Here is a 26453-nt window from a genome sequence, read left to right as displayed (position 1 = left end):
AATATTAGCTCTTAAAAACATAATAAAAACTTGGACTTATGTTGATTGAAATTGGACACTTTTCCCTCGTTCTTGCATTGATATTTTCTGTGTTATTGATGGTATTGCCATCAATAGGCCTTTATCAGAATAAATCTAGTCTTGCGCAACTTGCAAAGCCATTGGTTTGGGCGCAAGGTTTTTGGATTTTTATTGCTTTTATTATTCTAATGAGTGCATTTCTAACGAATGACTTTTCAGTGAAGTATGTAGCTGATAATTCAAATACTCAGCTCCCAGTTTTATTCAAGGCATCTGCAGTCTGGGGAGCTCATGAAGGCTCATTACTTTTATGGGTCTTTGTGCTTTCAATATGGACTATCTCGGTTAGTATTTTTTCTAAGCGTATTCCATCGGATTTATTAAATCAAATTCTCATAATTCTAGGCGCTATAAGTTTTGGATTTCTACTTTTTCTACTTTTTACATCGAATCCATTTGAGCGTTTACTAGTTCCTCCATTAGAAGGCCGAGAGCTAAATCCGCTCCTCCAGGATTTTGGTTTGGCAGTTCATCCGCCAATGTTATATATGGGGTATGTTGGATTAGCAGTTCCGTTTGCCTTTGTATTGGCCGCATTAATAAGAGGCCAGTTAGACAGTACTTGGCTAAGATGGACAAGGCCTTGGGCATTAATTTCATGGGCTTTTTTAACGGTTGGAATAACGCTTGGAAGTTGGTGGGCGTATTACGAGCTCGGCTGGGGAGGATGGTGGTTCTGGGATCCTGTAGAGAATGCATCGTTTATGCCATGGCTTGTTGCGACCGCGCTTGTGCACTCATTAAGTGTTAGTGAAAAACGCGGCGCATTTAGGCAGTGGACAGTTCTTTTAGCTATTGGCGGCTTCTCATTAAGTTTGTTAGGAACCTTTTTAGTTCGCTCTGGAGTTTTAACTTCTGTTCATGCTTTTGCAACAGACCCAACAAGAGGGCTGTTTATTTTGCTATTTTTATTTATTGTTATTGGTGGCTCTTTGGTTTTATTTACATGGCGCTCTCATTTACTACAAAAAAGTAATCAATTTGCACTACTTTCAAGAGAAACTGGACTGTTAATAAATAATATACTACTTATTACGGCAATGTTTACAGTTCTTTTGGGGACGCTTTATCCATTAATTCTTGATACATTAAATCTTGGAAAAATATCAGTGGGTGCCCCTTATTTCAATGCAGTTTTTGTGCCAATTATGCTCCCAGGAGTTTTAGCATTAGCTGTCTTCCCTTTTGTACGCTGGAAGAAAGATAGCATATCTAGATTAACTTCATTACTGCGCCTAAACTGGATTGGCATCGCTTTATTAATCTTGCTTGCAAGGGTTGTAATTACCGACAATATTTATGTGTTAATTGCAATTGGCCTGTTTATCTGGGTGACTTTTCATGTCATTATCTTATTAACGAAAAGAATAAGGACAAAATCAAAATTTTCATTTGCATTTATAGGGATGATAATTGCCCATCTTGGAATTGCAGTATTTGTTCTTGGGGCTACAGTAACAACACAACTAGGAATTGAAAAAGATATAAAAATGAATGTTGGAGAGTCTCAAAATATTGCAGGATATGACTTTGTCTTTAATGGGGTAAGTCCTCATACGAAAGATAATTATTCAGGCTTTATTGGTGATATTAGTGTTTATAGTGAAGGAGAAAAAATTGCACAGCTTGCTCCTGAGAAAAGATATTACCAAAGCGGGATGCCGATGACGGAAGCATCAATTGATCCATCAATTACTAGAGATCTTTATGTAGCTTTAGGTGAAGGTTTGCAAGGCGGCGCCTGGAGCGTAAGAATTTATTATAAGCCACTGGTGAGGTGGATATGGTTAGGCGGACTGATGATTGCGCTTGGAGCTCTCTTTGCAGCAATTGACCGGCGGTATTTTGTGAGAGCTAAGTCATGATATTAAGCTGGCAATTTATTTTGATGATTGTTTTATCTAGCTTATTTTTAGCATGGTTTCTGTATCGGCCAGTGAAGTTAAGCCTTAGTGATGATGATTCAAATATAGCTATTAATAAACAGAGGCAGGCAGAGCTTGAAATAGATTTTAACCAAGGACATATTGAGAGCGCTCAATATCAACAAGCTGAGTCAGAAATTATTAGCACTTTAGCATCAGAGCTAAAAACCAGTCCTACAAAAAATATAACCATTGAGCCATTAAAATGGCTAGCTCTGATAGTTTTATCCATTGGAATTTTATCTTTATTAGTTTATTCTCAGCTGGCTCCAAAAATAATTCCAAATTCTGATGCTGCTTTAACTGAGCCTTTGACTATGAGTGAAAGTATTGAAAAATTACAGGATTATTTAATTGAAAATCCAAATGATTTTCAAGCATTAAAAATGCTAGGTCTGGCGCAAGTTGGTATTGGTAATGTCGATGATTCAATTGAGACGTTTGAGAGTGCATTTGAATTGAATCCAAATGATATTGATTTACTTCTTCAGTATGCTAGTGCTATAGCTACCAATCAAGACGGCATGTTTTATGGCAAGTCTAAAACTTTAATTGAAAAGGCTTTAAGTCTTGATCCTCAATCAATTCAGGTACTGTATTTTTCTGGCATTGTTTCAGCTCATCAATCTGACCTAGATGGGGCAATAGGTTACTGGCAAAAAGCTTTATATATTATGCCAGACAATCATCCTGACAGAAATATTATCGAAGAGGCTCTTAATACGGTATTAAATTTACAAGTAAAATAGCTATCATGAGTCAAACATTAGAATTAGCAAAATCACTTATAAGTAGGCCTTCTGTAACTCCTGATGATAAGGGCTGTCAAGCCATTATGATTGATCGTCTTGAAAAAATTGGATTTAAGATTCACCCTCTTAAATTTGGAGATGTTGATAATTTTTGGGCTACTCATGGAAATGCTAGTCCAATCTTTTCTTTTGCGGGCCATACTGATGTCGTTCCTGCTGGAGATGATGAGGCATGGAAAACACCTCCTTTCGAGCCAACAGTAAAAGATGGACTCTTATTTGGTAGGGGCGCAGCTGACATGAAAGGGGGTTTGGCTTCGATGCTTGTGGCAACAGAAAACTTTATTGAAAAAAACCCTAATCACAAAGGGACTCTTGCATTTTTAATTACCTCTGATGAGGAGGGAGTGGCTGTTAATGGAACGGTTAAAGTGATGGATTATCTTAAAAGCCTTGATCAGAAGATAGATTATTGTTTGCTTGGTGAGCCATCATCTACTTCAGTGCTTGGAGATGTTATAAAAAATGGAAGAAGGGGATCGTTAAATGGCCTTTTAACTATAAAAGGAAAGCAAGGGCATATTGCATATCCACATCTTGCAGAGAATCCTAATCATCTTATGACTTCAGCGCTGAATGATTTATGTCAGCAGCAATGGGACAATGGTAATGATTACTTCCCAGCCACTTCATTTCAAATTTCAAATATCCATTCTGGCTCGAGAGTAACAAATGTTATACCCGGTGAAGTAGAAATAATGTTTAACTTTAGGTATTCAACAGAAACTACAAAAGAAGAGCTTCAGAAAAAAGTAAATGATATTTTAGATAGTCATAAACTTAATTATTCTATTGATTGGTCACATTCAGGCTATCCATTTTTAACTCCACAAGGAGTCTTAGTCTCTGCATGTATCGATGCAATTGAAAAAATAAAGTTAATTAAGCCAGAACTTTCAACATCTGGCGGTACTTCTGATGGTCGTTTTATTGCACAAGAAGGAACGCAGGTGGTTGAACTTGGTCCTATTAACGCAACAATTCATCAGATTAATGAATCAGTTTTGGTCCAAGATTTAGATGATCTGACTAAAATTTACTCACAAATTTTAACTAATCTATTGGTCTAGGCTTGTTATTAATAACGCTACAGGTTAATAAATGAAATTCGAAATTATCACTCTTTTCCCTGAAATGTTTTCTGCGATTACAGAGGAGGGCGTTGTTGCAAGAGCAATAAAGAAGTCGATTATCTCAATTAGAGAATGGCAACTTAGAGACTTCAGCTCTAATAAATACAAAAATATTGATGATAAGCCTTATGGCGGTGGTGGTGGAATGGTAATGCAAGTAAAACCAATCAGGGATTGTATTGCAAAGATTAAAGAGCAGACTCCAGAAACCAAAGTTATTTACCTGTCACCTCAAGGCCAAGCATTAAACCAGAGTTTAGTAGAAAAACTAGCATCCTTTGATTCATTAACTTTGCTTTGTGGTCGTTATGAAGGTGTGGATGAGAGAATTATAGAAAATGATATTGACTATGAGGTTTCTATTGGAGACTACGTTATTAGTGGCGGTGAATTAGCGGCTATGGTGTTAATTGATTCAGTGAGTCGTCGCTTACCCAATGTTTTGGGAAATGAGGATTCTTTAAAAGACTCATTTACTAATAATTTACTTGATTATCCTCACTATACTAGGCCAGAGACTATTGACGGCCAAACTGTTCCAGAGGTTTTATTAAGTGGAAATCAAGCTAAAATAGATTCGTGGCGTAATGAGCAATCAATTGAAAAAACTAATCAAAAAAGACCCGACCTTATAACCAAGTAAATCTATTATGATAAAGTCTCTAGTAGAATTGTTATTACTAGGCCAATCGTATATAATTTCAGCTATATTTTGAATCAATCTCTAAATGAATACAAATCACTCTTTTATAGGCTCAAATGTTGCATTAATTACCCCAATGTTTATTGATGGAGCTGTTGACTATGAGGCACTTAATCATTTAATTGATTTCCATATTGATTCAGGAACAAGTTCAATTGTCGCTGTCGGAACTACTGGTGAGTCTGCGACTGTAGGAATAAAGGAGCATCTAAAAATAATAGACCATACAGTAAAGTATGCTGCGAAAAGAATTCCAATTATTGCAGGTACAGGTGCTAATTCAACATCTGAAGCTATTGAGCTTACTCAAGAAGCAAAAAACCTAGGTGCTGATGCTTGTTTATTAGTTACTCCATATTATAATAAGCCAACTCAAGAAGGATTATTTCAGCACTTTAAATTAATAGCAGAAAGTGTTAATATCGATCAAATTCTTTACAATGTCCCTGGCAGAACTGCAGTTGATATGTCTGTGGATGTAACTTGTAGGTTATCTGAAATTCCTAATATTATTGGAATTAAAGATGCAACTGGAGATCTTTCAATCATAAAGCAGTTAGTTGCAAAGTGTCCCAATGACTTCTTGTTATTAACTGGAGATGATGCTACAGCTGTTGATTTTATAATTGCGGGTGGGCATGGCGGTATTTCTGTAACCGCTAATATTGTTCCAAAAGAGCTTCAGAAAGTTTATTTATCTGCAATTGCGGGGAATGAAGAGCTGGCTAAAAAATTAAACTTGCAACTAATAAATTTCCATAAAAATTTATTTATAGAGGCAAATCCAATTCCTGTTAAATGGGCTCTTCATAAGATGGGAAAGTGTGATAAAGGCATTAGACTTCCATTACTGGAATTATCTAATGAGTTCAAATCAACTATTGAGCATGACCTAAAGGAGCTAAATTTAGTATGAAAAATATCAACTATTTAACCATTATTCTAATTAGCTTTTTAGCTGTAAGCTGTTCAAAGATTTCAGATCCTATTAAGAAAGTAAATATAGGAAATCGTGTCGTCAACTATCAAGCTGATGAAAAAGTTGATTCTTTAATAATTCCTCCAGATCTTACTGCGCCAAGTTCTCAGGGCGCATTTACTGAAGTTACTGAAGTAAGTGATAAAGAAATTGTTGTAAAAAGAGTTCAAAATGTTGAAGTTATGCGTGATAAGTATCGCCGCTGGCTTGTTGTAGACCTGCCTCCAAGTGAAGTATGGAAGCTCTCTAAAGAATTTTTTAGATCTTATAATTTTAAGATTAACAAAGAAAATCAAAAAATTGGTATTTTAGAGACTGATTATCTTGAGATAGAAACTGTAGTCCCTGATAAATCGCTTGGTGCAATAAGAGCTGCATTAGCAAGAGCTTTAAAAACCCAATATGGGCTCCCAATTGCTGATAAGTACCGCATTCGAATAGAGCCTGTTGAAGGTCAAAATAAATCTGAAGTTTACTTAACTCTTTCATCAATTGGTGAAGTTGTAAGCGGGGCAATGAGAGTTTGGCAGCCAAGAGAAAAAGATGTTGAGCTTGAGACAGAGATGCTACTAACTCTAATGGTATTTTTAGGCAATGATAGGGCAGAAGCTATTGATAAAATACAATCAAATGAAACTAGTAAAGAGGCAACTGCTTTAGTTGAAACTTCTGAAAATGGGTATGCTAGCTTAATTTACCCTTATGATAAAGAGCAGTCATGGAGCTATCTTGGGTGGGCCCTTGATGAGCTTAATATTGACATAGATGACAGAGACCCAATTGAAGGTAGTTACTTTATAAATGTAAAGCCATATAAGGGATATTTCTCTAGACTCCTTAATACGGCTAATTCAACCAAAACATATCAGTTAATTGTTAGAGAGGTTGATGAGCTTTCAACCTATGTTTATTTTGTCGATTTATCTGAGGAAGATGAGGACGATACCTTAGCTTATAGTTTTGAACTTTTTAATCAAATTGCGTCAAAGTTTTAATCTTTTTAAATACTAGCTAGATTTTATTTAAATCATGCTCACTAATATAAAAATTCAAGATATCGCTGATCAGAAAATTTTGATTAGCGATTTAACGGATGATGATTTACTTGAATTCTGTCAAATTGCAAATCAAAGATACCGAGATGGAAATCCTATCATTAGTGACGAGGACTATGACTTTGTATTTAATCCTGAGTTGTCAAAAAGACTTCCAGATCACTCTTTTTTGCAAAAAATTGAGGCTGAAAATGAAGGTTTTTCAGAAGAGAAAATTAAACTTCCTCAAAAAATGCTATCTACAGATAAGGCCTATAGCTGGGAAGAGATAAATAAGTGGCTAGATAGAGTTTCTAAGTTTTCAAGTGAAATTGATTATCCACTTGCTGATATTCAAATAAAAGGAACAGCTAAGTTAGATGGCTTTGCTGGGTACGATGATGGCTATAAACTCTATACAAGGGGAGATGGTAATAAAGGAAGTGATATAAGTAGAGTATTCGCAAGGGGGCTTGGAATTTTTAATAATAGTGAAAGAGGACAAGGTCCTGGAGAAATAGTTGTTAAACGTAGTTATTTTGAAAAGCATCTTAGTAATCATTTCGAATATCCAAGAAACTTCCAGGCTAGCCTTATTAAAGAAAAAGAGTTAGATTCATTAGCAATTGAAGCAATTAGTAATAAAGCTGCTTTATTTGTTCCATTTACGCAACTACCTCAATGGCTTGGCAGTATTGAAGAATTTAGTAATCAATTTTTAGATATAGTTGGTCAATTGGAGAGCGGGGTTGATTTTGATATTGATGGTGTGGTATTCGAAATAGTAAATCCCGAGCTTAAAGATTATATGGGTTCTAACAGAAAGTTTCACCGCTGGCAAATTGCATTCAAAGAGAATAAAGAAAAAGCTCAAGTTAAAGTTATATCAGTCACAGCTCAGGTTGGCAGAACTGGAAAGATAACACCTGTTGCCGAGTTAGAGCCAACGCAGCTTAGTGGAGCAACAATTTATCGTGCTTCTGGTCATCATTATGGCCTTGTAAAAGAACAAGGTTTAGGTGCTGGAAGTGTTATTGAATTGACTCGAAGTGGCTTAGTTATTCCTAAAATTAATAAAGTTTTGAAAACTGCAGAAGTAGATATCCCTTCTAATTGCCCAAGTTGTGGATATAAACTAAGCTGGGATTCTGATTTTTTAATGTGTTTTAACCATGAAAAATGCCCAGAACAAATTATGGGAAAAATAATATATTTTTTTCGAATTCTTGCAAATAATGACGGGTTTGGACAAGCTACAATTCAAAAACTATACGCTGAAGGTATTCACCGAGTAAGTGATATTTATCTTCTAAATGAAGCTAAATTAATGTCTATGGGTTTTGGTGAAAAAACCTCCCATAATCTAATTAATCAGCTCATTAGATCAAGAAAAGAAAGTATTGAAGACTGGAGGTTTTTGGCTGCTTTTGGGGTGCAAAGACTTGGAATGGGAAACTGTGAGAATTTACTAAGAAATTATTCAGTCGAAAAAATTTTTGATTTATCCATCAAAGACATTTCAAATATTAATGGCTTTGCTGAAATAACTGCAGAGTTAATTTTTGATGGCTTAACCTTAATTAAGCCTCAATATGAGGTTTTAATTTCAGGAGGTTTTAAATTAGAACAAACACTCTTAAATACTGAATTAAATCAAAGTAATAGTCCTTTTAATAGTAAGACAATTGTTTTTACTGGAACAATGAGTGAATCTAGGGCTAAGCTTCAAAAACAAGCCAAAGCTTTCGGTGCGAATGTTGGAAAGAGCGTTAGTTCAAAAACTGATTTTTTAATTATTGGTGAAAATGTTGGTCAATCAAAAATTAAAGATGCCAAAACTCATCAGGTTGACCTTATTACCGAAGCAGAATATTTAATACTATTAAAACTCTAATTAAATATGAAAGATGAGTTCAATGAGGTATATTACCAGCCAACAAAAATAAACTTAAAATTATAATGAAACAAACAGCGTTAAAAATTATACTAGTTGATGAGAATATGGGGCGATCTGCGATTCTTAGACGTGCACTTCAAGATAAAGGTCATGAAGTTATCTCTCGTTTAGAGGGGAGTGTTAATCTTGCAACCAGTAACGAAATTACCCATGCTGATGTTGTCATTGTCAATGCAGATATTCCAGATGAAGCTGTTTTCGCTAACTTGAGGGATGTTAACAAAACTAAACCTAAGCCTATTGTTATGTTTACAGAAAGCTCAGAAGATCATATGGCTGGTACTGCTATTAAGTCAGGAGTTAATGCATATATTGTTGATGGTCTTGAGGAAAAACGAGTTCAGCCGATTATTGATGTTGCAATTGCCCGTTTTAGAGAGTTTCAAGCACTCAAAGATGAGTTAGATGCTACAAGAAATCAGTTAGCTGAGAGAAAAGCAGTTGAAAAAGCTAAAGGTTTACTGATGAAGCATAAAAAAATAACTGAAGATGAAGCCTATCAATCTATTCGGAAGATGGCTATGGACAAAAATAAAAGAATTACTGACGTAGCTGATGGAATTATAAGTGCTTTTGAGTTGATACAATAATCTATTTATTTCTAGAAGCCTTTTCTTGATGGCCAGATATGCCAAAACGAGAGGCTAACTCTAATTCAACTTCTTCAAGTGAAATATTTTCATGACGCAGTAAAACTAACAAGTGAAACCAAAGGTCAGCTACCTCATGAATAACTTCTTCCCTTCCCTCTTCTTTAGTTGCTTTAATAACTTCATCTGACTCTTCGCTAATCTTTTCTAGGATTTTATTTGTTCCTTGACGATATAAAGAAGAAACATAAGATTTATCTCCTGAGGATAATTTTCGCTCTTCAAGTATTTTTTCGAGAGCTAAAAGTATGTTATCCATAGATTTCCTTTGGATCTTTTATGACCTCTGAGATACTTTGCCATTCATTATTTTCAAGTTTATTAAAAAAACAATTAGCACGGCCTGTATGACAAGCAATACCACCATGCTGACTTACCTTAAGCAAAATAACATCTTGATCACAGTCTGTATAAATCTCAACTATATCTTGACAATGACCAGACTCTTCGCCTTTAAACCAAAGTTTTTTTCTAGACCTTGAAAAATATACTGCTTTTTTTGTTTTCACACTTAAAGATAGTGCTTCTTTATTCATCCACGCCATCATTAAAATTTCAGAAGATAAAAAGTCCTGAGTAATTACGGGAACTAGTCCATTTTCATTAAACTGAATTTTATCTAGGGGTTTCATTATTTAGCTTTAATTTGTTTAACAACAATTTTACCAATGCAATGTAAATCGATGAAGGTTTATTTTTATAGGCCTGCTTTTAGGCTTGCTACTATAAATTGATCTAAATTACCATCAAGTACATCCTGAGTATTACTACTTTCAACCCCTGTCCTTAAATCCTTAATACGTGACTGGTCAAGAACGTATGAGCGTATTTGATGTCCCCAGCCAATATCTGACTTTAAATCTTCAACATCCTGCTTCTCACTGTTTCTTTTTTGCATTTCAAGCTCATATAGTTTAGATTTTAATTGTTTCATTGCCTGATCTTTATTAGCATGTTGAGACCTTCCGTCTTGACATTGAACAACTGTTGTAGTTGGTAAATGCGTAATTCTAACTGCAGATTCAGTTTTATTAACATGCTGACCACCTGCGCCAGAGGCGCGATAAGTATCAATTCGAAGATCAGAAGGGTTTATATCTATTTCAATATTGTCATCAATTTCTGGGGACACGAAAACTGAAGAAAATGAGGTATGCCTTTTTCCATTTGCATTATATGGGGATTTTCTAACTAACCTATGGATGCCTATTTCACTTCTTAGCCAGCCAAATGCATAGTCACCATCAAAGTGAATAGTTGCAGATTTAATTCCAGCAACATCTCCAGCTGAAACCTCCATTAGCTTAACTTTAAAATTATGTTTATCACCCCACCTTAAATACATTCTTAAAATCATTTCAGCCCAGTCTTGGGCCTCAGTTCCTCCAGATCCTGATTGAATATCTAGAAATGCAGAATTTTGATCCATATTGCCACTAAACATTCTTCTAAATTCATATGATGCAATTGATTCTTCTATTTCATTTAAATCTGAAATGATTCCATTAACTGTGTTTGTGTCATTTTCAGCTTCAGCCATCTCAAGGAGTTCTTTAGCATCATTTAAAATACTTGATGAGTAAGAAAATGCTTCGCAAAGGCTTTCAAGGTCGACTTTTTCTTTACCTAAAGACTGCGCCTTTTCAGGATCTGACCATATTTCAGGATTCTCTAATTCCAATCTTACTTCTTCTAAGCGTTCAATCTTTTCATCAATCACCAGATGCTTAGCTAAAGCAGTTGAGCGCTCAATTAGTTCAGATATTTTTTGATAGTTAGCAGACAGTTCCATAACCCTATTTTAATACGACAAGTAATAAAAAAGCCCCAAAATAGGGGCTTTAATTTATTTCACGCTAATATTTATTTTCTAAGGCCTAGTCGTGAAATTAAATTTGAGTAAGTAGTGACATCATTAATCCTAGCATAAGCTAATAATTTTTTACGCTGAGAGACCAAACGTAAAAGCCCTCTTCTTGAGTGATGGTCTTTCTTATGTGTTTTAAAATGCTCAGTCAAATGTTTGATTCTTGCAGTTAGAAGAGCAACTTGCACGTTAACAGACCCAGTATCAGCCGCGTCATTTTGGTATTCTTTAATAATAGCTTGTGTATCGATTGACATAATTAACAGTGTATGTGACAAAATTTAAGAACGGAATTATACTCTATTTTTTTGAATTGTTGTATTTCTAATAAAATATTATTAATTATTTTAATAGAAGTTTTCTGCACCATCTGGCCTTGTTTTAAAACGACGATGAATCCATAAGTACTGCTCTGGAGTTTTATTTATTTGTTTTTCAAGAATTTTGTTTGTAGTTGTTGCATCAATAATTGGATCACTAGATGGAAAGCCTGAAAGAGGCTTTTCAAAAGACATTTCATACCCTTTACCTGTTCTAACAAAGCTATATGGTATGACTCTAGTGTTATTGTTTTTAGCAAGTCTTGCAGTTGCAGAGGCAGTTGCAGTTTGAATTCCAAATAATGGAGCAAATACACTATTATTTTTTCCTAAGTCCTGATCAGGCGCATACCAAATAGGTAGGCTATTATTTATGGCTTTTATGATTGACCTTGTATCTTTACTTTTAATCATTACAGCACCATTTTTTTTATAACCTTTGACCATTGCCTGGTCAAAAAGCTTATTATTTTGTGGTCTATAGATATTAGCAATTGTGTGATTAATCAATAAAGCGCGACTTCCTAACATGAGCGGCATAAAGTGAGCACATAAAATAATAACCCCACCTTCCTGTTTGAGAGCATCTGTAAAGTAGTGCTCTTGATTAATTGTTAATAGCTTATTAATTTTTTTATCACTTGCATAATAAGCATTTGCAGTTTCAAAAAGACTAATTCCAATCGCTTCAAAGTGTTGCTTAACTAAAGTAATGACTTGAGTTTGTTTTTTTTCAGGAAAGCAGTGCGATATGTTGGCGTAAGCTGTTGAGCGCCATTTTGTCATAAATGGATAAATTACCTTACCAATAAATTTACCTATAATTACTTGTGTACTAAAAGGAATAAGCACTCCAATTCGCATTAGCAAAATTAAAATCCAAGTTGGAAAAAATTTAGGGTGAATAAATTTGATGTTTAACATTAAAATAAAAATAAAATGAAACTAAAGATTAACATATAAATTATGCCTTTTATTGACAGAGATTTTATCAATGATTTGCCCAATAGGGTAGATATTGTCGGCCTAATTAATAAGAGAGTCGCTTTAAAAAAGGCTGGAAAGGATTTTAAGGCATGCTGTCCCTTCCATGAAGAAAAAACTCCATCATTCACGGTCGTTCCAAATAAACAAATATACCACTGTTTTGGCTGCGGAGAAAGTGGTGGTGTAATAGATTTTATAATGAAGTATGATCATTTAGCCTTTGTTGAGGCTATTGAAACAGTGGCAGGAGAGTCTGGAGTTTCAGTTGTATATGACCAGGCTGCTAAGCCTGTTGATAAGAGGTTTGAGCGGTACAATAAATTGATGTCAGAGCTTAGCGAATTTTATCAAAATCAATTAAAACAATCTGCAGCTAAAAAAAAGGTGGTTGACTATGCCAAAAATAGAGGCATTAGCGGCACTATAGCTAAAAGATTTGAGCTTGGCTTTGCGCCTCCCGGTTGGACCAATCTTTACGATGCGTTTAAAGATAATGATGAAGCAATTCAGGATCTCCTGACAATGGGGATGTTAGTTCCAAAAAAAGATAAGAAAGATGATTTCTATGATCGGTTTCGCGATCGATTAATGTTTCCAATACATAACACCAAAGGTAATGTTATAGGTTTTGGTGGAAGGGTCCTTTCAAACAAGGATAATCCAAAGTATCTAAATTCACCTGAAACCCCTTTATTCTCAAAATCAAAAGAACTCTATGGCCTCTATCACTGCAGAAAGCATAGTAGACGTATTGATTATATAATAGTTGTAGAGGGTTACATGGACGTGATTGCTCTTCATCAACAAGGCATAACGAACGTTGTTGCTACTCTTGGAACTGCTACTACCCCGGCTCATTTGCAAGTTTTATCTCGCTCAGCGGAGACAATTATTTTTTGTTTCGATGGTGATAAAGCTGGAAGAAATGCAGCTTGGAAAGCTTTAAAAACCTCTTTGCCAGTAATAACTTCAGGACTCCTTATTAAGTTTTTATTGTTGCCTGATGGAGAGGATCCAGATACATTAATAAAAAGTGAGTCAGTAAAATCTTTTACCAAAAGGGTAGAGGAGTCTCAGACTTTATCTAGTTTTTTATTTGATCATATAAAATCAGAAGTTCCCTTTAATACAATTGAAGGCAAAACCTTGTTTTTAGAAAAATCTGCAGCTTTAATTAACTTAGTGACTTATCCAATATACCGCCAGCAATTAATTGAAGGTGTCGCCCAAACCATTGGGCAGAATGTTGTTCAGGTTGAAAAGGCTATTGAGCAAAGTGTTGTTGATGAGATGCCATCGTTTAATGCAGATGATTATGATGAAATTGAGCCACCATATAGGCCAATTCAAAAAAATATAGTTGCCGTTCGCTCTTCGAGCATGAAAAGCCTTATGTCAAGAATGATTTCGTGCGTCATTAATTATCCAATAATTGTAAATAATCTTGAATCCTCAAGTGTTATCGAAGAGAGGGTAAGAAATCTACCAAAGTCAGAAGTACTGGTTGAATTGATAAGATATGCTCAGGTTGAGTCTGACCTTTCAAAGGACGGTTTCTTGGCTCCCTTCAAGTCCAAAGAAAGAGTATATTCTCGGCTTCAAGAGCTAAGTGTAATGGAGCCATTTTTAAGTGAATATGAAGCCAAGGAAGAATTTGGCTACACTTTGACGGCAGCAGAAAAATACTACGAAAGAAAATCAACAAAAGCCTCTATTCTTTCAGCTAAAACTCATGACGATGAAAAGCTTGTTATGGAAAATATTATGAAAAGCAAGGCTAACCCAGCATCTAAAAAGTTAACTTAGCCTTCAAACTTTGATTTAATATCTGGATCATTAATTAGTATTCTTTTCATCGCTTTTTGAAATGCCATAGAGGCTGAATTAGAGCCTTCACATCGATTTCTCATAGTTGGATCCCAAGATACAAAGCATTTTTTAGGGTAATCAAGCCTAACTGCCATAATATATTTTGGATTTTCAGCAGGAGAGAACCCAATGAAATAAGTTCTTTTAGCGCCATCTTTGCTGTACTTTCCATCAATAACCATTTCTGCTGTGCCTGTTTTTCCGGCAACTGAGTATCCATCAATTACCGCTCGATAGCCCGATCCATTATCTGAAGCAACCGAGTCGAGTATTTGAGCTATTCTTTTAGTTGATTCTGGAGAAAAGACTTGCTCTAAATTATCAGGAGTACTATTGTTTTTAAAAAGTTTTAATGAAGGTATTGCGCCTTCATTGGCAAACACAAGATAAGCTCTTGCTAGTTGTGCAAGATTTGTATTCATGGGACCATGCCCAAATGAAAGTGAGCGTTTATCAGCTAAGCCCCAATTGCTATAATGTCTTAAAACTCCAGGATTTTCAGTTCCAGGCATTAATCCAAGGGAGCTTCCAAAACCTAGCATTTTCCATGTGTTATAGAACTCTTCATTTTCAATATTTTCTGCAACTACTACTGTGCCTAAATTATGTGACTTTTCAAGAATTCTTTGAATCGTCATCTCTGTATATTTATTGTCAGGCAGTATGTTTCCAACTCGACTTGTCACATCAATTAATTCATCTTCTGTTGCAGTTATTACACCTTTATCTAAAGCAAGAAGCATTGTAAAGGGCTTCATGGTAGATCCTGGCTCAGTTTTATCAGAGAAAACACGATTACGATAATCATCAGCACTATAGTTTTGATGATTGTTTGGGTCTGTTGATGGGTAATTTGTAAGGGCTAATATTTCACCATTAGGTGATAGCACAATCGCAGCGGCAGAGTCTGCCTCATGGAATTCAGCCTGCTCTTTGATTGAATTGTAGACATGAAATTGAATATCTGAGTCAATAGTTAAATTTAAATCAGAACCTTCTTTAAATTTTTTAATTAACTCTGCATCATAGTAGATATTAGAGCCATTTTTGTTATCTGCTAATCGCTTAACACCATCAAATCCAGCTAAATATTGGTCATATTCTGATTCAATGCCAAATACCCCAATATTATTAATATTAGTTTTTCCAATTAATGGCGCTACAGAGTCTTTTTTAGGATAATAGCGAAAACCACTAGATTCGATTGCTACCCCAGCTATTGATTGTCTAGTACACTTCTCCTCTTCTATTTTTTCTTTTACTGCTAACTTTAAGCCTACAAGTAATTTAACTTTATCTGCCAAATTATTAGATGGTAATTTAAGTTCTTTCAAGCAAATGTTAATGCGTTTATTTTTGAGTTCAGCAATATTGTTTAGAATAGGGTCATTTACTCTTAATTTTTCTTTAACAATAAAGTACTTTCTTTTATTTTCTCTCTTTTTACTTATTTTTTCCCTAAATTCATCTGTTGGAATATTCAAGGCTTCAGCCAAAAGATCAATATATTCATCTTGAAGGATCATTGGGTCAAGATTAATTTTCTTGTGTATGAGGTTTATAGCAAGAAGATTATTATTCCTGTCCAGAATATTACCCCTTATGGATTTTTCAATAATTGTAAACTCAGAATTATTTGAGGCCTTAAGTTTTAATGACAAGTCATTTGCAATAATATCGTTAATACTAAAAACCCTATAGATAAAAAAGAACACAATGATAATAAAACTAATTTTAATTAATGCTTGTCTGTTTCTGTAACCCTGTACCCTTGCAATCTTCATATAGAGATCTCTTCAGTTTCAATTGGAACGAACATCAATAACTCTTCTTTTGATTTTTGATAAATCGTTATGCCACTTTCAAGTTCTGAATATTCCATCTTTAGCTGCCTGTTAAGAGCATTTATACCCTCATGATTAGACTTAACAACCTTTTCGTTTTTATGTAGCAAATACATTTGATGATGCCAATGAATGCTTAATATTGAAATTGAAACGATCGAAATTATTAATAAAATATTAATAATAAATTTTTTTTTAAGTATCGTTAACACTTTTCAACCAAACGGAGGATTGCACTTCGTGATCTTCTATTCACTTTGATCTCTTCATCAGAAGGCTTAATTTTTCCTAAATCTTTCAGTAAGCATTCAGACTCATCATTGGCAATAACTGGTAATCCTTTTGGGAGTTGCTTAGGTCGAGAATGTTTACGAATGAATTGTTTAACTATTCTATCTTCAATTGAGTGAAAAGTAATAATTACAAGCCTTCCTTTAGGAGATAATGCGCCAATAGTCTGCTCAAGAGCTTCTGAAAGTTTTTTTAATTCATCATTAATTGCAATTCTAATAGCTTGAAATGAGCGGGTTGCTGGGTGCTTTTTTTTGCCAGGTCTTACAACACTAGAGATAATATTTGCAAGCTCAAGCGTTGAGTTCAGATCATTATTTTTTTGATATGCTTTAATGGTTGAGGCAATAATTCTACTTCTTTTTTCTTCACCATACTGAAAAAGAGTATTAGCAATTTCGGTTTCGCTACTATCTCTTAACCAGCTTGCTGCAGTAGTAGTTTGGGTTTGATCCATCCTCATGTCAAGAGCACCATCTTTCATAAAGCTAAACCCTCTTTCAGCATTATCAATTTGAGGTGAAGAGATACCAAGATCCATTAATATGCCATCTACTTTTCCTAATAAATTCAATTGACTAAGAGTATCTTGAAGGTTTGAAAAATTGCAATGAATTGGGGTTAGGCGTGAGTCTGGAAAATTTATTTGTGCATAATTAATTGCCTCCATATCTTGATCAAGGCCAATAACCTTTCCAGAATTTCCAAGATTATTTAGTATCCCTTTGGTATGTCCACACCTACCTAGAGTGGCATCAACATAGACACCATTAGGCTTAATATTAAGGCCTTTAATAGACTCATTGAAAAGGACTGATTCATGATGATTTGATTCTATCATTGAGTTATTACACTTAATTGATTCATCACTTTAAAGTGAAAGTTTTGAAATCTCTTCAGGAGCATCATCTTGAGAACTTAATCTTTCAAGCTTTTCAATTTGCTGATACCATGCCTTTTCATCCCAAATTTCAAAACTTGTGCCTTGGCCACTTAGAATCGCTTTATCTGTTAAATTTGCATAACTCTTGTGAGAGCTTGGTAATAAAATTCTGCCAATTTTATCCAAGTCACAATCACATGCATGGCCTATAAGTTTTCTGGATATTTTCTTAGAATGAACATTCAGCGAAGGGAGTTCAGCAATCTTCCGTTCAAGTTGTTGCCAATTAGGAAGTGGGTATAAAACTAAACAAGGGTCATCAGGATGAATACTAAGGACCATTTCCCCAGAGCAGATTTTGGCTACTTGATGTTGATGGCGAACAGGTATCTTTACCCTTCCTTTCGAATCAATTGATAATAGGTGAATTCCACGAAACATAAAACCATTTTATACCATTAAATACCATTTATTACCACAAATATTTAAGATTAAATTGATATTTATGTGTGTAACATAATAAATAATATTTAAAATTTTTTTTACAAAAAATTAACTAATTTAGGCAAAAATAATGAATAAAAAAGTAGCAATTATTGGTGCTGGTCCATCTGGTCTGGCCCAGCTTAGAGCCTTTAAATCAGCGGAAGAAAATGGTGAAATTGTCCCAGAGATTGTTTGTTTCGAGAAGCAAGATAACTGGGGAGGACTCTGGAATTACAGCTGGAGGACGGGACTTGATGAACATGGCGAAATTGCACACAGCAGTATGTACCGTTATCTTTGGTCAAATGGCCCTAAAGAGTGCTTAGAATTTGCAGACTATTACTTTGAAGAGCACTTTGGTCATCCTATAGCCTCCTTTCCACCAAGAGAGGTTTTGTTTGATTATATTCAGGGAAGGGTTAAAAAAGCTAATGTTCGAGATAAGATAAGATTTAATACCGCCATAAGAAATGTTGAATACAGTGAGCAAAGTGGTCTATTTACTTTATCTATAAGTAACCTAGTTGATGATGAGACGTATTCTGAAGAATTTGATTACGTTATTGTTGCTTCTGGACATTTTTCCACCCCTAATGTCCCTAGTTATGAAGGATTTAGTCATTTTAATGGCAGAATACTTCATGCCCATGACTTTAGAGATGCTTTAGAGTTTGAAGGCCAAGATATCTTAATAATTGGAAGTAGTTACTCTGCTGAAGATATTGGCTCTCAATGCTACAAATATGGAGCCAAGTCAATTATAAGTAGTTATCGAACGGCTCCAATGGGATTTGGCTGGCCTGATAATTGGGAGGAGAAGCCTGCATTAATTAAAGTCTCAGGAAATACTGCTCATTTTGCCGATGGGAGCTCAAAAGATGTTGATTCAATTATTCTATGTACAGGCTATATTCACCATTTCCCATTCTTGCCAGATTCACTTCGCTTAAAAACGAATAATATTCTTTATCCATTAGGTTTATTTAAAGGCGTTGTCTGGGAGAAAAATCCAAAGCTGATGTATTTAGGTATGCAAGATCAATGGTATACCTTTAATATGTTTGATGCCCAAGCTTGGTATGCAAGAGACGTTATTCTTGAAAAAATAGAGCTGCCTTTATTTGATGATATGCAGGCGCATACACTTGAATGGCATAAGCGAGAAACAGCACAAGAGGATGTTGCTTATGCAATTGACTTTCAAGGCGCCTACACTCAAATGTTAATTGATGAAACTGATTATCCCAATTTTGATATCAAAGGAGTGAATAAGACATTTATGGATTGGAAGCATGATAAAAAAGATGGAATTATGACTTTTAGAGATAAATCTCATGCATCTTTGATGACAGGAACCCAGTCACCACCTCACCATACGCCATGGCTGAAGGCGTTAGATGATTCTCTAGAGACTTATTTAGATATTTGATTTAAATGAGCTAGTAAATATTACTTTTGTATAATGACAAGTAGTTAACTAAAAAAATCGAATTAACCATATAAAAAACACCTTTACATAGATTAATTAAGACTAAAATTCCATCTTTTTTAAAATATAATAAATAGCTGTTAATTAGCTAAATTGCTGTTAAATGAATTCTACTAAAAATAACACTGTACGACAGAAAAAATTGATGGCATTAGCTGGATTATTCTGGTTTTTTTTCCTAATATTTTATCTTTTAGGAGCTTTGACTTTTCATGCTGGTGAGCTTGCCTTTACAGCACTTTATGTTTGGTTTAATAGCTCAATCTTCTCTCCAATATTAATCGCCTTATTGAGCATAACAATTGTCTTTCATGTTGTGACTGCAGTGACTAGGCAATTATCAAATAATGTTAGTTCTGGTGATAGATATAAGAAGCCTTATCCTAAAGCCATACCTCGATTAGTTGCATGGTCTGGTGCTTCTATTATTCTTATTTTTATAGTTACCCATAGTGTTCAAATGTTTTCAATCGACTCTACTGATTTATATTCAGAAATCCAGTTAATTTTTCAAAGACCAATGATGTGGGCTATTTATGGTCTTGGAATGATTGCAATATCAACACACTTGCATCATGGATTGATAAACGTACTTCAAACATTCGGTATTTCCAGTAAACAACCCAAGGGTTTAGCATTTGGGATTGTCTTTGTAATCATGGCTGGCTATGCTTCAATTCCACTAGGTATTTTGTATGCAAAAATTTAATCCAAACGTGCCGACTGGGCCCTTAGAGGGTAGATGGGAGAAACATAAATTTGATTTAGCTCTTATCGCGCCGCAAAATAGAAAAAAATATAATATTATTGTTATTGGAACTGGTCTTGCAGGCGCATCTTTATGCGCAACACTAGGAGAGGCGGGTTACAATGTCCAGTCTTTTTGTTACAACGACAGCCCAAGAAGAGCGCATTCAATCGCTGCTCAGGGAGGCGTTAATGCTAGTAAAAATTATCAAAATGATGGTGATAGTACCTGGAGGCTCTTCTATGACACAATCAAGGGTGGTGATTTCCGCGCAAGGGAGTCCAATATATATCGCTTAGCTCAATTAAGTTGCAATATTATTGATCAGGCAGTTTCTCAAGGTGTTCCTTTTGCAAGAGAATATAGTGGTTATTTGGCAAATAGGTCATTTGGTGGTACTCAGGTCTCTCGAACTTTTTATGCTCGTGGACAAACTGGACAGCAACTCTTATTAGGGGCATATAGCTCAATGAGTAAAGAAATAGCATCTGGAAAAGTAAAACATACTTCTAGATCTGAAATGTTAGAAATAATAATAATTGATGGAAAGGCCCGAGGAGTTGTAGTGCGAGATTTAATCACGGGTGAAATTTCTTCACACGTTGCTGATTGTGTTGTAATGTGCACTGGTGGTTATAGTAATGCCTACTTCCTGTCAACTAATGCGAAGGGTTGTAATACTTCTGCAACATGGAGAGCACATAAAAATGGTGCTTATTTTGCAAATCCGAGTTTCACCCAGATTCACCCAACTTGTGTTCCACCAACTGGTGACAGTCAGTCTAAATTAACACTAATGAGTGAATCTTTAAGAAATGATGGTCGAATATGGGCCCCAAAAAATATTGAAGATTGCGATAAAAATCCAAATGAGATTTTAGAAGAAAATAGAGATTATTTTCTGGAGCGAATGTACCCTGCATTTGCAAACTTAGTGCCAAGAGATATTGCATCAAGAGCACTTAAAGGTATATGCGATGAAGGGCGAGGTGTTGGTTCAATCATTAATGATCAAAGGCTTGGCGTTTATCTTGATTTTTCTTCGGTCATTGAAAAAATGGGCATTGATAAAGTTAAAGAGAAATACGGTAACTTGTTTGATATGTATAAAAATATTACAGGTGAAAATCCTTATGAAGTGCCAATGAAGATTTATCCTGCGCCGCATTACACAATGGGTGGATTATGGGTTGATTACAACCTAATGACAACGATTGATGGGTTGTTTGCGTGTGGTGAAGCTAATTTTTCTGATCATGGGGCAAATCGATTAGGTGCCTCTGCGTTGATGCAAGGATTAGCAGATGGCTATTTCATTGCGCCACAAACTGTTGCTAACTATCTAGCGCGCGGAACATTTGAAAAGGTAAGTAATGATCACCCTGATGTCATAGCCTCTATCGATGCAGTTAAAAGTCGTATAGATAAGCTAATGAATGCGCCTATGCCAGAACATTCTCCCGACTATTTTCATAGAAAAGTAGGTGGTATCTTATGGGCTGCATGCGGAATGGCAAGAGATAAGAATGCGCTTGAAGAGGCGGTGAAATCAATTGAAAAACTAAAGTCTGATTTCTGGAAAAGTATTAAAGTAACTGGCTCAGATACTGACTTTAATCAAACCCTAGAAAAGGCTGGTAGGGTTGCAGATTTTATTGAGCTTGGCCATCTAATGTGTGTTGATGCTCTTGATCGTGAAGAGTCTTGTGGCGCACATGCGCGCCTTGAGTATCTCGCTGAAAGTGGTGATGCTATGAGAGATGATGAGAACTATGGTTATGTAGCTGCATGGGAATTTAACGAGAATGGCCCGGAGCTTCATAAAGAAGAGCTTAATTATGAATTTATTAAGCCAACATATAGGGACTATAAATGAATTTCACACTGCATATCTGGCGACAAAAAAATACGAGTAGTGATGGAAGCTTTGTAACTTACCATGTTGAAAATATTGATAGTGACACCTCATTTTTAGAGATGCTAGATCACTTAAATGAGAAGCTTATTGACAAAGGCGAAGATTGTGTAGTGTTCGATTATGATTGTAGAGAAGGAATTTGTGGCACCTGCTCATTGGTAATTAATGGCCACCCTCACGGTGAAAAGAAAGCAACGACTACTTGCCAGCTTTATATGAGGGATTATGCTAATCAGAGAGAGCTTTGGATCGAGCCATGGCGTGCTCAAAGTTTCCCAATTATGAAAGATTTAGCTGTTAAGCGAGAAGCGTTTGACCGAATTATTCAGTCTGGAGGGTTTATCTCTGTTTCTGTTGGCTCTGCCCCTGAAGCTAACTCTCAACTGATTAATAAAGACGATGCAGATTGTGCGTTTGACTCAGCAACTTGTATTGGATGCGGTGCATGTGTTGCAGTTTGTCCAAATGCTTCAGCAAGTTTATTTGTGGCTGCAAAGATTAATCATTTTGAGCAGTTGCCCCAAGGCAAAATTGAAAGCATGAAGCGAGCAGAAAGAATGATAAATCAAATGGAAGAAGAAGGCTTTGGAAGTTGTTCAAATCATCGGCATTGTGAGACTGTTTGTCCAAAAGAAATTTCAGTTAGTAATATTGCTACAATGAATAATTTGCTATTAGCATAATTGCATAGCTATTTTTATATTTTTAGGGAGATGTTATGAAAGTTGTTGTTTTAGGTGCTGCTGGCGGAATTGGTCAGGCGTTAGGATTATTATTGAAAACACAGTTACCAAATGGAACTGAATTGTCATTGTATGACATTGCTCCTGTGACACCAGGTGTTGCGGCAGATTTGAGTCATATACCAACGGCAGTTAAAGTTTCTGGTTTTGCAGGCGAAGACCCTTCACCTGCTCTATTAAATGCAGATATTGTATTAATTTCAGCTGGCGTTGCTCGTAAGCCAGGAATGGATCGGTCCGATCTTTTTAATATTAATGCAGGTATTGTTAAAAACCTCGTTTCAGTATGTGCAGATAATTGTCCAAAGGCTTTAATTGGAATTATTACAAATCCTGTAAACACAACGGTTGCAATTGCAGCAGATGTTCTAAAGAAAAAAGGAGTTTACGATCCAGCACGATTATTTGGCATTACGACTTTAGATATTATTCGTTCTAGTACATTTGTTGCTGAAGTTAATGGGGTTAATCCTGAAGATGTAAGTGTTCCTGTAATTGGTGGCCACTCAGGAATTACTATCCTTCCGTTGCTTTCACAGTCAGGTTTTGACTTTGATGAGGCTAGTGCATCTGCAATGACAAAACGTATTCAGAATGCAGGAACCGAAGTTGTTGAGGCAAAAGCTGGTGGTGGCTCAGCTACTTTATCAATGGGTCAGGCAGCAGCAAAATTTGGTTTGTCTCTAGTTCGCGCTCTTAATGGTGAAGAAGGCGTAATAGAGTGTACTTATGTTGAAGGCTCTGGAGACAGGGCTCGCTTTTTTGCACAACCAGTCCTGTTGGGTAAAAATGGTGTTGATAAAATATTAGGTTTTGGAGATCTTTCAGCATTTGAAGAAAAAACACTTAATGCAGCACTTGAAACCCTTAGATCTGATATCAAAATTGGTGAAGAGTTTGTTTCACAAGCTTAAAAATCATTAAATAAGGCGAAAATGTCACAAACTCTGCATGATAAGGCTTTAGCTTATCACCAGGAAGGAAGACCTGGAAAGATTAATGTTACTTCTCACAAGAAATTAGATAACGATCAGGATCTGAGTTTAGCTTATAGTCCAGGCGTTGCAGCTCCTGTAAGAGAAATTGTAAAAGATCCTGGTGCTGTTAATAAATATACTATTAAAGGTAATTTGGTGGCAGTAATTACTGATGGTTCAGCTGTACTTGGCTTAGGAAATGTTGGGCCTTTGGCGGCAAAACCAGTAATGGAAGGTAAGGCTGTATTATTCAAGCGTTTTGCAGGTATCGATGTTTTTAATATTGAGCTTGATACTCAAGATGTTGAAGAAATTATCAGTACAATTAAAAACATTGCGCCAACATTTGGTGGGATTAATTTAGAGGATATTTCTGCGCCGCGCTGCTTTGAAATTGAAAAGAGATTAATTGATGAGTTAGATATACCTGTTTTTCATGATGATCAACATGGGACTGCTATTATTGTCGCAGCTGGTCTTTTAAATGCGCTCGAAATTCAAGAAAAAAACTTCAAGGAAGCCAAAATTGTATGCGCAGGTGCTGGATCTGCTGGAATTGCAACATTAAATTTATTACTTGAACTTGGTTTTAGTAAAGACAATATTTTGCTGGTTGATCGAAATGGAGTAGTTTCAACAAAAAGTGAAAACTTAAGTAAGGAAAAACTTGCTTTTGCAGTAGATACTGATAAAAAAACTTTAAGTGATGCTATCGATGGCTCTGACGTTTTTATAGGTGTTGCTAGAGGAAATCTTGTAACTCAAGAGATGGTGAAATCGATGGCTAAAAGACCAATAATTTTTGCATTATCTAATCCTGATCCAGAAATCTCACCAGTAGATGTTTATGCCTGTAGAGATGACGTGTTAATGGCTACAGGAAGAAGTGATTATCCAAATCAGGTAAATAATGTTCTTGGCTTTCCTTATATTTTTAGAGGAGCACTTGATGCCAACTCTAAAATTATTAATACTGAAATGAAGGTTGCAGCAGTTCATGCACTTAAAGACTTAGTTAAGCTTCCAGCTCCTAAAGAATTAATAGAGATTTATAAAGATACTAGTTTGACTTTTGGAAAAGACTATTTTATTCCTAAACCGTTTGATCCTAGGCTAATCAAAGTTGTTCCAAAAGCAATATTTGAAGCAGCAGTTGCTAGTGGTGCTTCAAGGCAAAAATAATCAACGAATAACCTTTTAATTACTACATTTAAACCTTGCTAAGCTAAATTAGTTATGGGATAATGTCCGATTGTTTTTTTGGAGGGGTGGCCGAGTGGTTAAAGGCGACGGACTGTAAATCCGTTCTCTCTGAGTACGTTGGTTCGAATCCAACTCCCTCCACCAGAAGAACATGAGAATAAGAAATTGCGGGTGTCGTATATTGGTATTACCTTAGCCTTCCAAGCTAATGAGGTGGGTTCGATTCCCATCACCCGCTCCACGTGGTTAGGGCTGTGCTCACCTAGCTCAGTTGGTAGAGCACTTCCTTGGTAAGGAAGAGGTCGCCGGTTCAAATCCGGTGGTGAGCTCCATATAAATTGAATGAATATAGGGGATTAGAAATGGCAAAAGAGAAATTTGAAAGAACCAAACCACACGTAAATGTGGGAACAATTGGTCACGTTGACCATGGAAAAACTACCTTAACTGCAGCCCTTACTAAGGTTATGGCTGAAATGAACGGCGGTGAATTTAAGGATTATGCAAATATTGATAATGCTCCTGAAGAAAGAGAGCGTGGTATCACGATTTCAACAGCGCACGTAGAATACGAGTCAGCGGCTCGTCACTACGCTCACGTTGATTGTCCGGGACACGCCGACTACGTTAAGAACATGATTACAGGTGCTGCGCAAATGGACGGCGCAATTATTGTAATCGCTGCAACTGATGGACCAATGGCTCAAACGCGTGAGCACATTCTATTGTCTCGTCAAGTTGGTGTTCCTTACATCGTTGTTTACATGAACAAAGCCGATATGGTTGATGATGAAGAATTAGTAGAGCTTGTTGAAATGGAAATCCGTGAACTCTTAACAGAGTACGAATTCCCAGGTGATGACACTCCAGTGATCTTTGGTTCAGCTTTGAAAGCATTAGAAGGCGATACATCAGATATTGGTGTCCCTTCAATTATGAAGTTAGTTGAAGCATTAGATACATACATCCCAACTCCAGAGCGTGATACAGATAAGACATTCCTAATGCCAATTGAGGACGTGTTCTCAATCTCAGGTCGTGGAACGGTTGTAACGGGTCGTATCGAGCGTGGTGTTGTTAATGTTGGTGATGAAATTGAAATCGTTGGTATTAAAGATACGCAGCTGACTACTTGTACAGGTGTTGAAATGTTTAGAAAATTGCTTGACTCAGGTGAAGCAGGTGATAACGTTGGTGTTCTTCTTCGCGGAACGAAGCGTGAAGACGTTGAGCGTGGTCAAGTACTTGCTAAGAAAGGTACGATTAACCCGCACACTAAGTTTGAAGCAGAGATTTATGTTTTAAGTAAAGAAGAAGGTGGACGTCATACTCCATTCTTTAACAATTATCGTCCACAGTTCTACTTCAGAACAACAGACGTTACTGGTGCATGCGAACTGCCAAAAGGCGTTGAAATGGTTATGCCAGGTGACAATGTGAAGATGACAATTGAGTTACTAGCTCCGATTGCAATGGAAGAAGGATTAAGATTTGCAATTAGAGAAGGTGGACGCACGGTAGGTGCTGGAGTCGTCTCGAAAATTACGAGTTAAA

At 35.9% G+C, this 26453-nt stretch carries 25 protein-coding genes and 3 tRNA genes; 19 read left to right on the top strand and 9 right to left on the bottom strand.

What is annotated here, in order from left to right:
* Positions 1 to 38: 38 nt before the first annotated feature.
* From AC5YGD_RS07215 to AC5YGD_RS07180, 8 genes are all read left to right on the top strand, one after another.
* Positions 39 to 1946 carry a heme lyase CcmF/NrfE family subunit gene (locus tag AC5YGD_RS07215; RefSeq protein ID WP_496141280.1) on the top strand — a complete coding sequence of 636 codons (1908 nt, stop codon included), beginning with the start codon at positions 39 to 41 and terminating at the stop codon, positions 1944 to 1946.
* The gene (gene ccmI / locus AC5YGD_RS07210; RefSeq protein WP_496141279.1) at positions 1943 to 2755 is read left to right on the top strand and encodes a c-type cytochrome biogenesis protein CcmI; all 813 of its coding nucleotides are present in this window, start codon (positions 1943 to 1945) and stop codon (positions 2753 to 2755) included. The genes AC5YGD_RS07215 and ccmI overlap by 4 nt, the downstream gene beginning before the upstream one ends.
* Positions 2756 to 2760: 5 nt before the next feature.
* A complete protein-coding gene (gene dapE / locus AC5YGD_RS07205; RefSeq protein WP_496141278.1) occupies positions 2761 to 3888 on the top strand; it encodes a succinyl-diaminopimelate desuccinylase in 1128 nt (375 codons plus the stop codon).
* 31 nt (positions 3889 to 3919) lie between these two features.
* Entirely contained in the window at positions 3920 to 4594 is a 675-nt protein-coding gene (gene trmD, locus AC5YGD_RS07200; protein ID WP_496141277.1) for a tRNA (guanosine(37)-N1)-methyltransferase TrmD, read from the top strand.
* 85 nt (positions 4595 to 4679) lie between these two features.
* Positions 4680 to 5570: a 4-hydroxy-tetrahydrodipicolinate synthase gene (gene dapA, locus AC5YGD_RS07195; protein ID WP_496141276.1), complete on the top strand. Its 891-nt coding sequence runs from the start codon at positions 4680 to 4682 to the stop codon at positions 5568 to 5570.
* Entirely contained in the window at positions 5567 to 6628 is a 1062-nt protein-coding gene (gene bamC / locus AC5YGD_RS07190; RefSeq protein WP_496141275.1) for an NlpB/DapX family lipoprotein, read from the top strand. The genes dapA and bamC overlap by 4 nt, the downstream gene beginning before the upstream one ends.
* Before the next feature lie 34 nt (positions 6629 to 6662).
* On the top strand, positions 6663 to 8561 hold the full coding sequence (locus tag AC5YGD_RS07185) for a BRCT domain-containing protein (RefSeq protein ID WP_496141274.1): 1899 nt from the start codon (positions 6663 to 6665) through the stop codon (positions 8559 to 8561).
* 65 nt (positions 8562 to 8626) lie between these two features.
* Entirely contained in the window at positions 8627 to 9214 is a 588-nt protein-coding gene (locus AC5YGD_RS07180) for an ANTAR domain-containing response regulator (protein WP_416677561.1), read from the top strand.
* A 1-nt stretch (position 9215) separates the two neighbouring features.
* Here the strand turns inward: AC5YGD_RS07180 and AC5YGD_RS07175 are convergent, their stop codons facing one another.
* The 5 genes from AC5YGD_RS07175 to lpxL form a co-directional block, all read right to left on the bottom strand.
* Entirely contained in the window at positions 9216 to 9533 is a 318-nt protein-coding gene (locus AC5YGD_RS07175) for a phosphoribosyl-ATP diphosphatase (RefSeq protein WP_496141273.1), read from the bottom strand.
* Positions 9526 to 9906 (bottom strand): phosphoribosyl-AMP cyclohydrolase, encoded by a 381-nt coding sequence (gene hisI, locus AC5YGD_RS07170; protein WP_496141272.1) that lies wholly within the window; start codon positions 9904 to 9906, stop codon positions 9526 to 9528. The genes AC5YGD_RS07175 and hisI overlap by 8 nt, the downstream gene beginning before the upstream one ends.
* 65 nt (positions 9907 to 9971) lie before the next feature.
* A complete protein-coding gene (gene prfB / locus AC5YGD_RS07165; protein ID WP_496141271.1) occupies positions 9972 to 11066 on the bottom strand; it encodes a peptide chain release factor 2 in 1095 nt (364 codons plus the stop codon).
* 71 nt (positions 11067 to 11137) lie between these two features.
* Positions 11138 to 11398 carry a 30S ribosomal protein S15 gene (rpsO, locus tag AC5YGD_RS07160; RefSeq protein WP_416688460.1) on the bottom strand — a complete coding sequence of 87 codons (261 nt, stop codon included), beginning with the start codon at positions 11396 to 11398 and terminating at the stop codon, positions 11138 to 11140.
* A 90-nt stretch (positions 11399 to 11488) separates the two neighbouring features.
* Positions 11489 to 12385: an LpxL/LpxP family Kdo(2)-lipid IV(A) lauroyl/palmitoleoyl acyltransferase gene (gene lpxL / locus AC5YGD_RS07155; protein WP_496141270.1), complete on the bottom strand. Its 897-nt coding sequence runs from the start codon at positions 12383 to 12385 to the stop codon at positions 11489 to 11491.
* Between the two features lie 42 nt (positions 12386 to 12427).
* On the opposite strand from lpxL, the gene dnaG reads away from it, so the two are divergent.
* Positions 12428 to 14254, top strand: a complete 1827-nt coding sequence (dnaG, locus tag AC5YGD_RS07150; protein ID WP_496141269.1) for a DNA primase — start codon at positions 12428 to 12430, stop codon at positions 14252 to 14254.
* On the opposite strand, the gene AC5YGD_RS07145 is transcribed toward dnaG, so the two are convergent.
* The 4 genes from AC5YGD_RS07145 to mraZ form a co-directional block, all read right to left on the bottom strand.
* The gene (locus AC5YGD_RS07145) at positions 14251 to 16101 is read right to left on the bottom strand and encodes a penicillin-binding transpeptidase domain-containing protein (protein WP_496141268.1); all 1851 of its coding nucleotides are present in this window, start codon (positions 16099 to 16101) and stop codon (positions 14251 to 14253) included. The genes dnaG and AC5YGD_RS07145 overlap by 4 nt on opposite strands.
* A complete protein-coding gene (locus tag AC5YGD_RS07140) occupies positions 16098 to 16277 on the bottom strand; it encodes a hypothetical protein (protein ID WP_496141267.1) in 180 nt (59 codons plus the stop codon). Before AC5YGD_RS07140 ends, AC5YGD_RS07145 begins: the two co-directional genes overlap by 4 nt.
* Positions 16278 to 16366: 89 nt before the next feature.
* The gene (gene rsmH, locus AC5YGD_RS07135; protein WP_496141266.1) at positions 16367 to 17293 is read right to left on the bottom strand and encodes a 16S rRNA (cytosine(1402)-N(4))-methyltransferase RsmH; all 927 of its coding nucleotides are present in this window, start codon (positions 17291 to 17293) and stop codon (positions 16367 to 16369) included.
* Between the two features lie 30 nt (positions 17294 to 17323).
* The gene (mraZ, locus tag AC5YGD_RS07130; RefSeq protein WP_496141265.1) at positions 17324 to 17776 is read right to left on the bottom strand and encodes a division/cell wall cluster transcriptional repressor MraZ; all 453 of its coding nucleotides are present in this window, start codon (positions 17774 to 17776) and stop codon (positions 17324 to 17326) included.
* A 133-nt stretch (positions 17777 to 17909) separates the two neighbouring features.
* Between mraZ and AC5YGD_RS07125 the strand changes: the two genes are divergently transcribed.
* From AC5YGD_RS07125 to tuf, 10 genes are all read left to right on the top strand, one after another.
* On the top strand, positions 17910 to 19250 hold the full coding sequence (locus AC5YGD_RS07125) for a trimethylamine monooxygenase (RefSeq protein ID WP_496141264.1): 1341 nt from the start codon (positions 17910 to 17912) through the stop codon (positions 19248 to 19250).
* Between the two features lie 163 nt (positions 19251 to 19413).
* On the top strand, positions 19414 to 20019 hold the full coding sequence (locus AC5YGD_RS07120; protein ID WP_496141263.1) for a succinate dehydrogenase/fumarate reductase transmembrane subunit: 606 nt from the start codon (positions 19414 to 19416) through the stop codon (positions 20017 to 20019).
* On the top strand, positions 20006 to 21934 hold the full coding sequence (locus tag AC5YGD_RS07115) for a fumarate reductase/succinate dehydrogenase flavoprotein subunit (RefSeq protein ID WP_496141262.1): 1929 nt from the start codon (positions 20006 to 20008) through the stop codon (positions 21932 to 21934). The genes AC5YGD_RS07120 and AC5YGD_RS07115 overlap by 14 nt, the downstream gene beginning before the upstream one ends.
* Positions 21931 to 22659: a succinate dehydrogenase/fumarate reductase iron-sulfur subunit gene (locus AC5YGD_RS07110; protein WP_496141261.1), complete on the top strand. Its 729-nt coding sequence runs from the start codon at positions 21931 to 21933 to the stop codon at positions 22657 to 22659. The genes AC5YGD_RS07115 and AC5YGD_RS07110 overlap by 4 nt, the downstream gene beginning before the upstream one ends.
* Positions 22660 to 22694: 35 nt before the next feature.
* Positions 22695 to 23633 carry a malate dehydrogenase gene (mdh, locus tag AC5YGD_RS07105; protein WP_496141260.1) on the top strand — a complete coding sequence of 313 codons (939 nt, stop codon included), beginning with the start codon at positions 22695 to 22697 and terminating at the stop codon, positions 23631 to 23633.
* A 21-nt stretch (positions 23634 to 23654) separates the two neighbouring features.
* Positions 23655 to 24878 (top strand): malic enzyme-like NAD(P)-binding protein, encoded by a 1224-nt coding sequence (locus AC5YGD_RS07100; protein WP_416686451.1) that lies wholly within the window; start codon positions 23655 to 23657, stop codon positions 24876 to 24878.
* Between the two features lie 80 nt (positions 24879 to 24958).
* A tRNA-Tyr gene (locus AC5YGD_RS07095) sits at positions 24959 to 25043 on the top strand.
* A 23-nt stretch (positions 25044 to 25066) separates the two neighbouring features.
* Positions 25067 to 25140, top strand: a tRNA-Gly gene (locus AC5YGD_RS07090).
* A 15-nt stretch (positions 25141 to 25155) separates the two neighbouring features.
* Positions 25156 to 25231: transfer RNA gene (locus AC5YGD_RS07085), tRNA-Thr, on the top strand.
* Between the two features lie 30 nt (positions 25232 to 25261).
* On the top strand, positions 25262 to 26452 hold the full coding sequence (gene tuf, locus AC5YGD_RS07080) for an elongation factor Tu (protein WP_271537460.1): 1191 nt from the start codon (positions 25262 to 25264) through the stop codon (positions 26450 to 26452).
* Position 26453: the final 1 nt, after the last annotated feature.

This window comes from Candidatus Pseudothioglobus sp. uisw_070 (assembly GCF_059512545.2).
The sequence above is the reverse complement of the archived record's forward strand: the minus strand, read 5'-3'. Positions and strand labels throughout refer to the sequence as shown.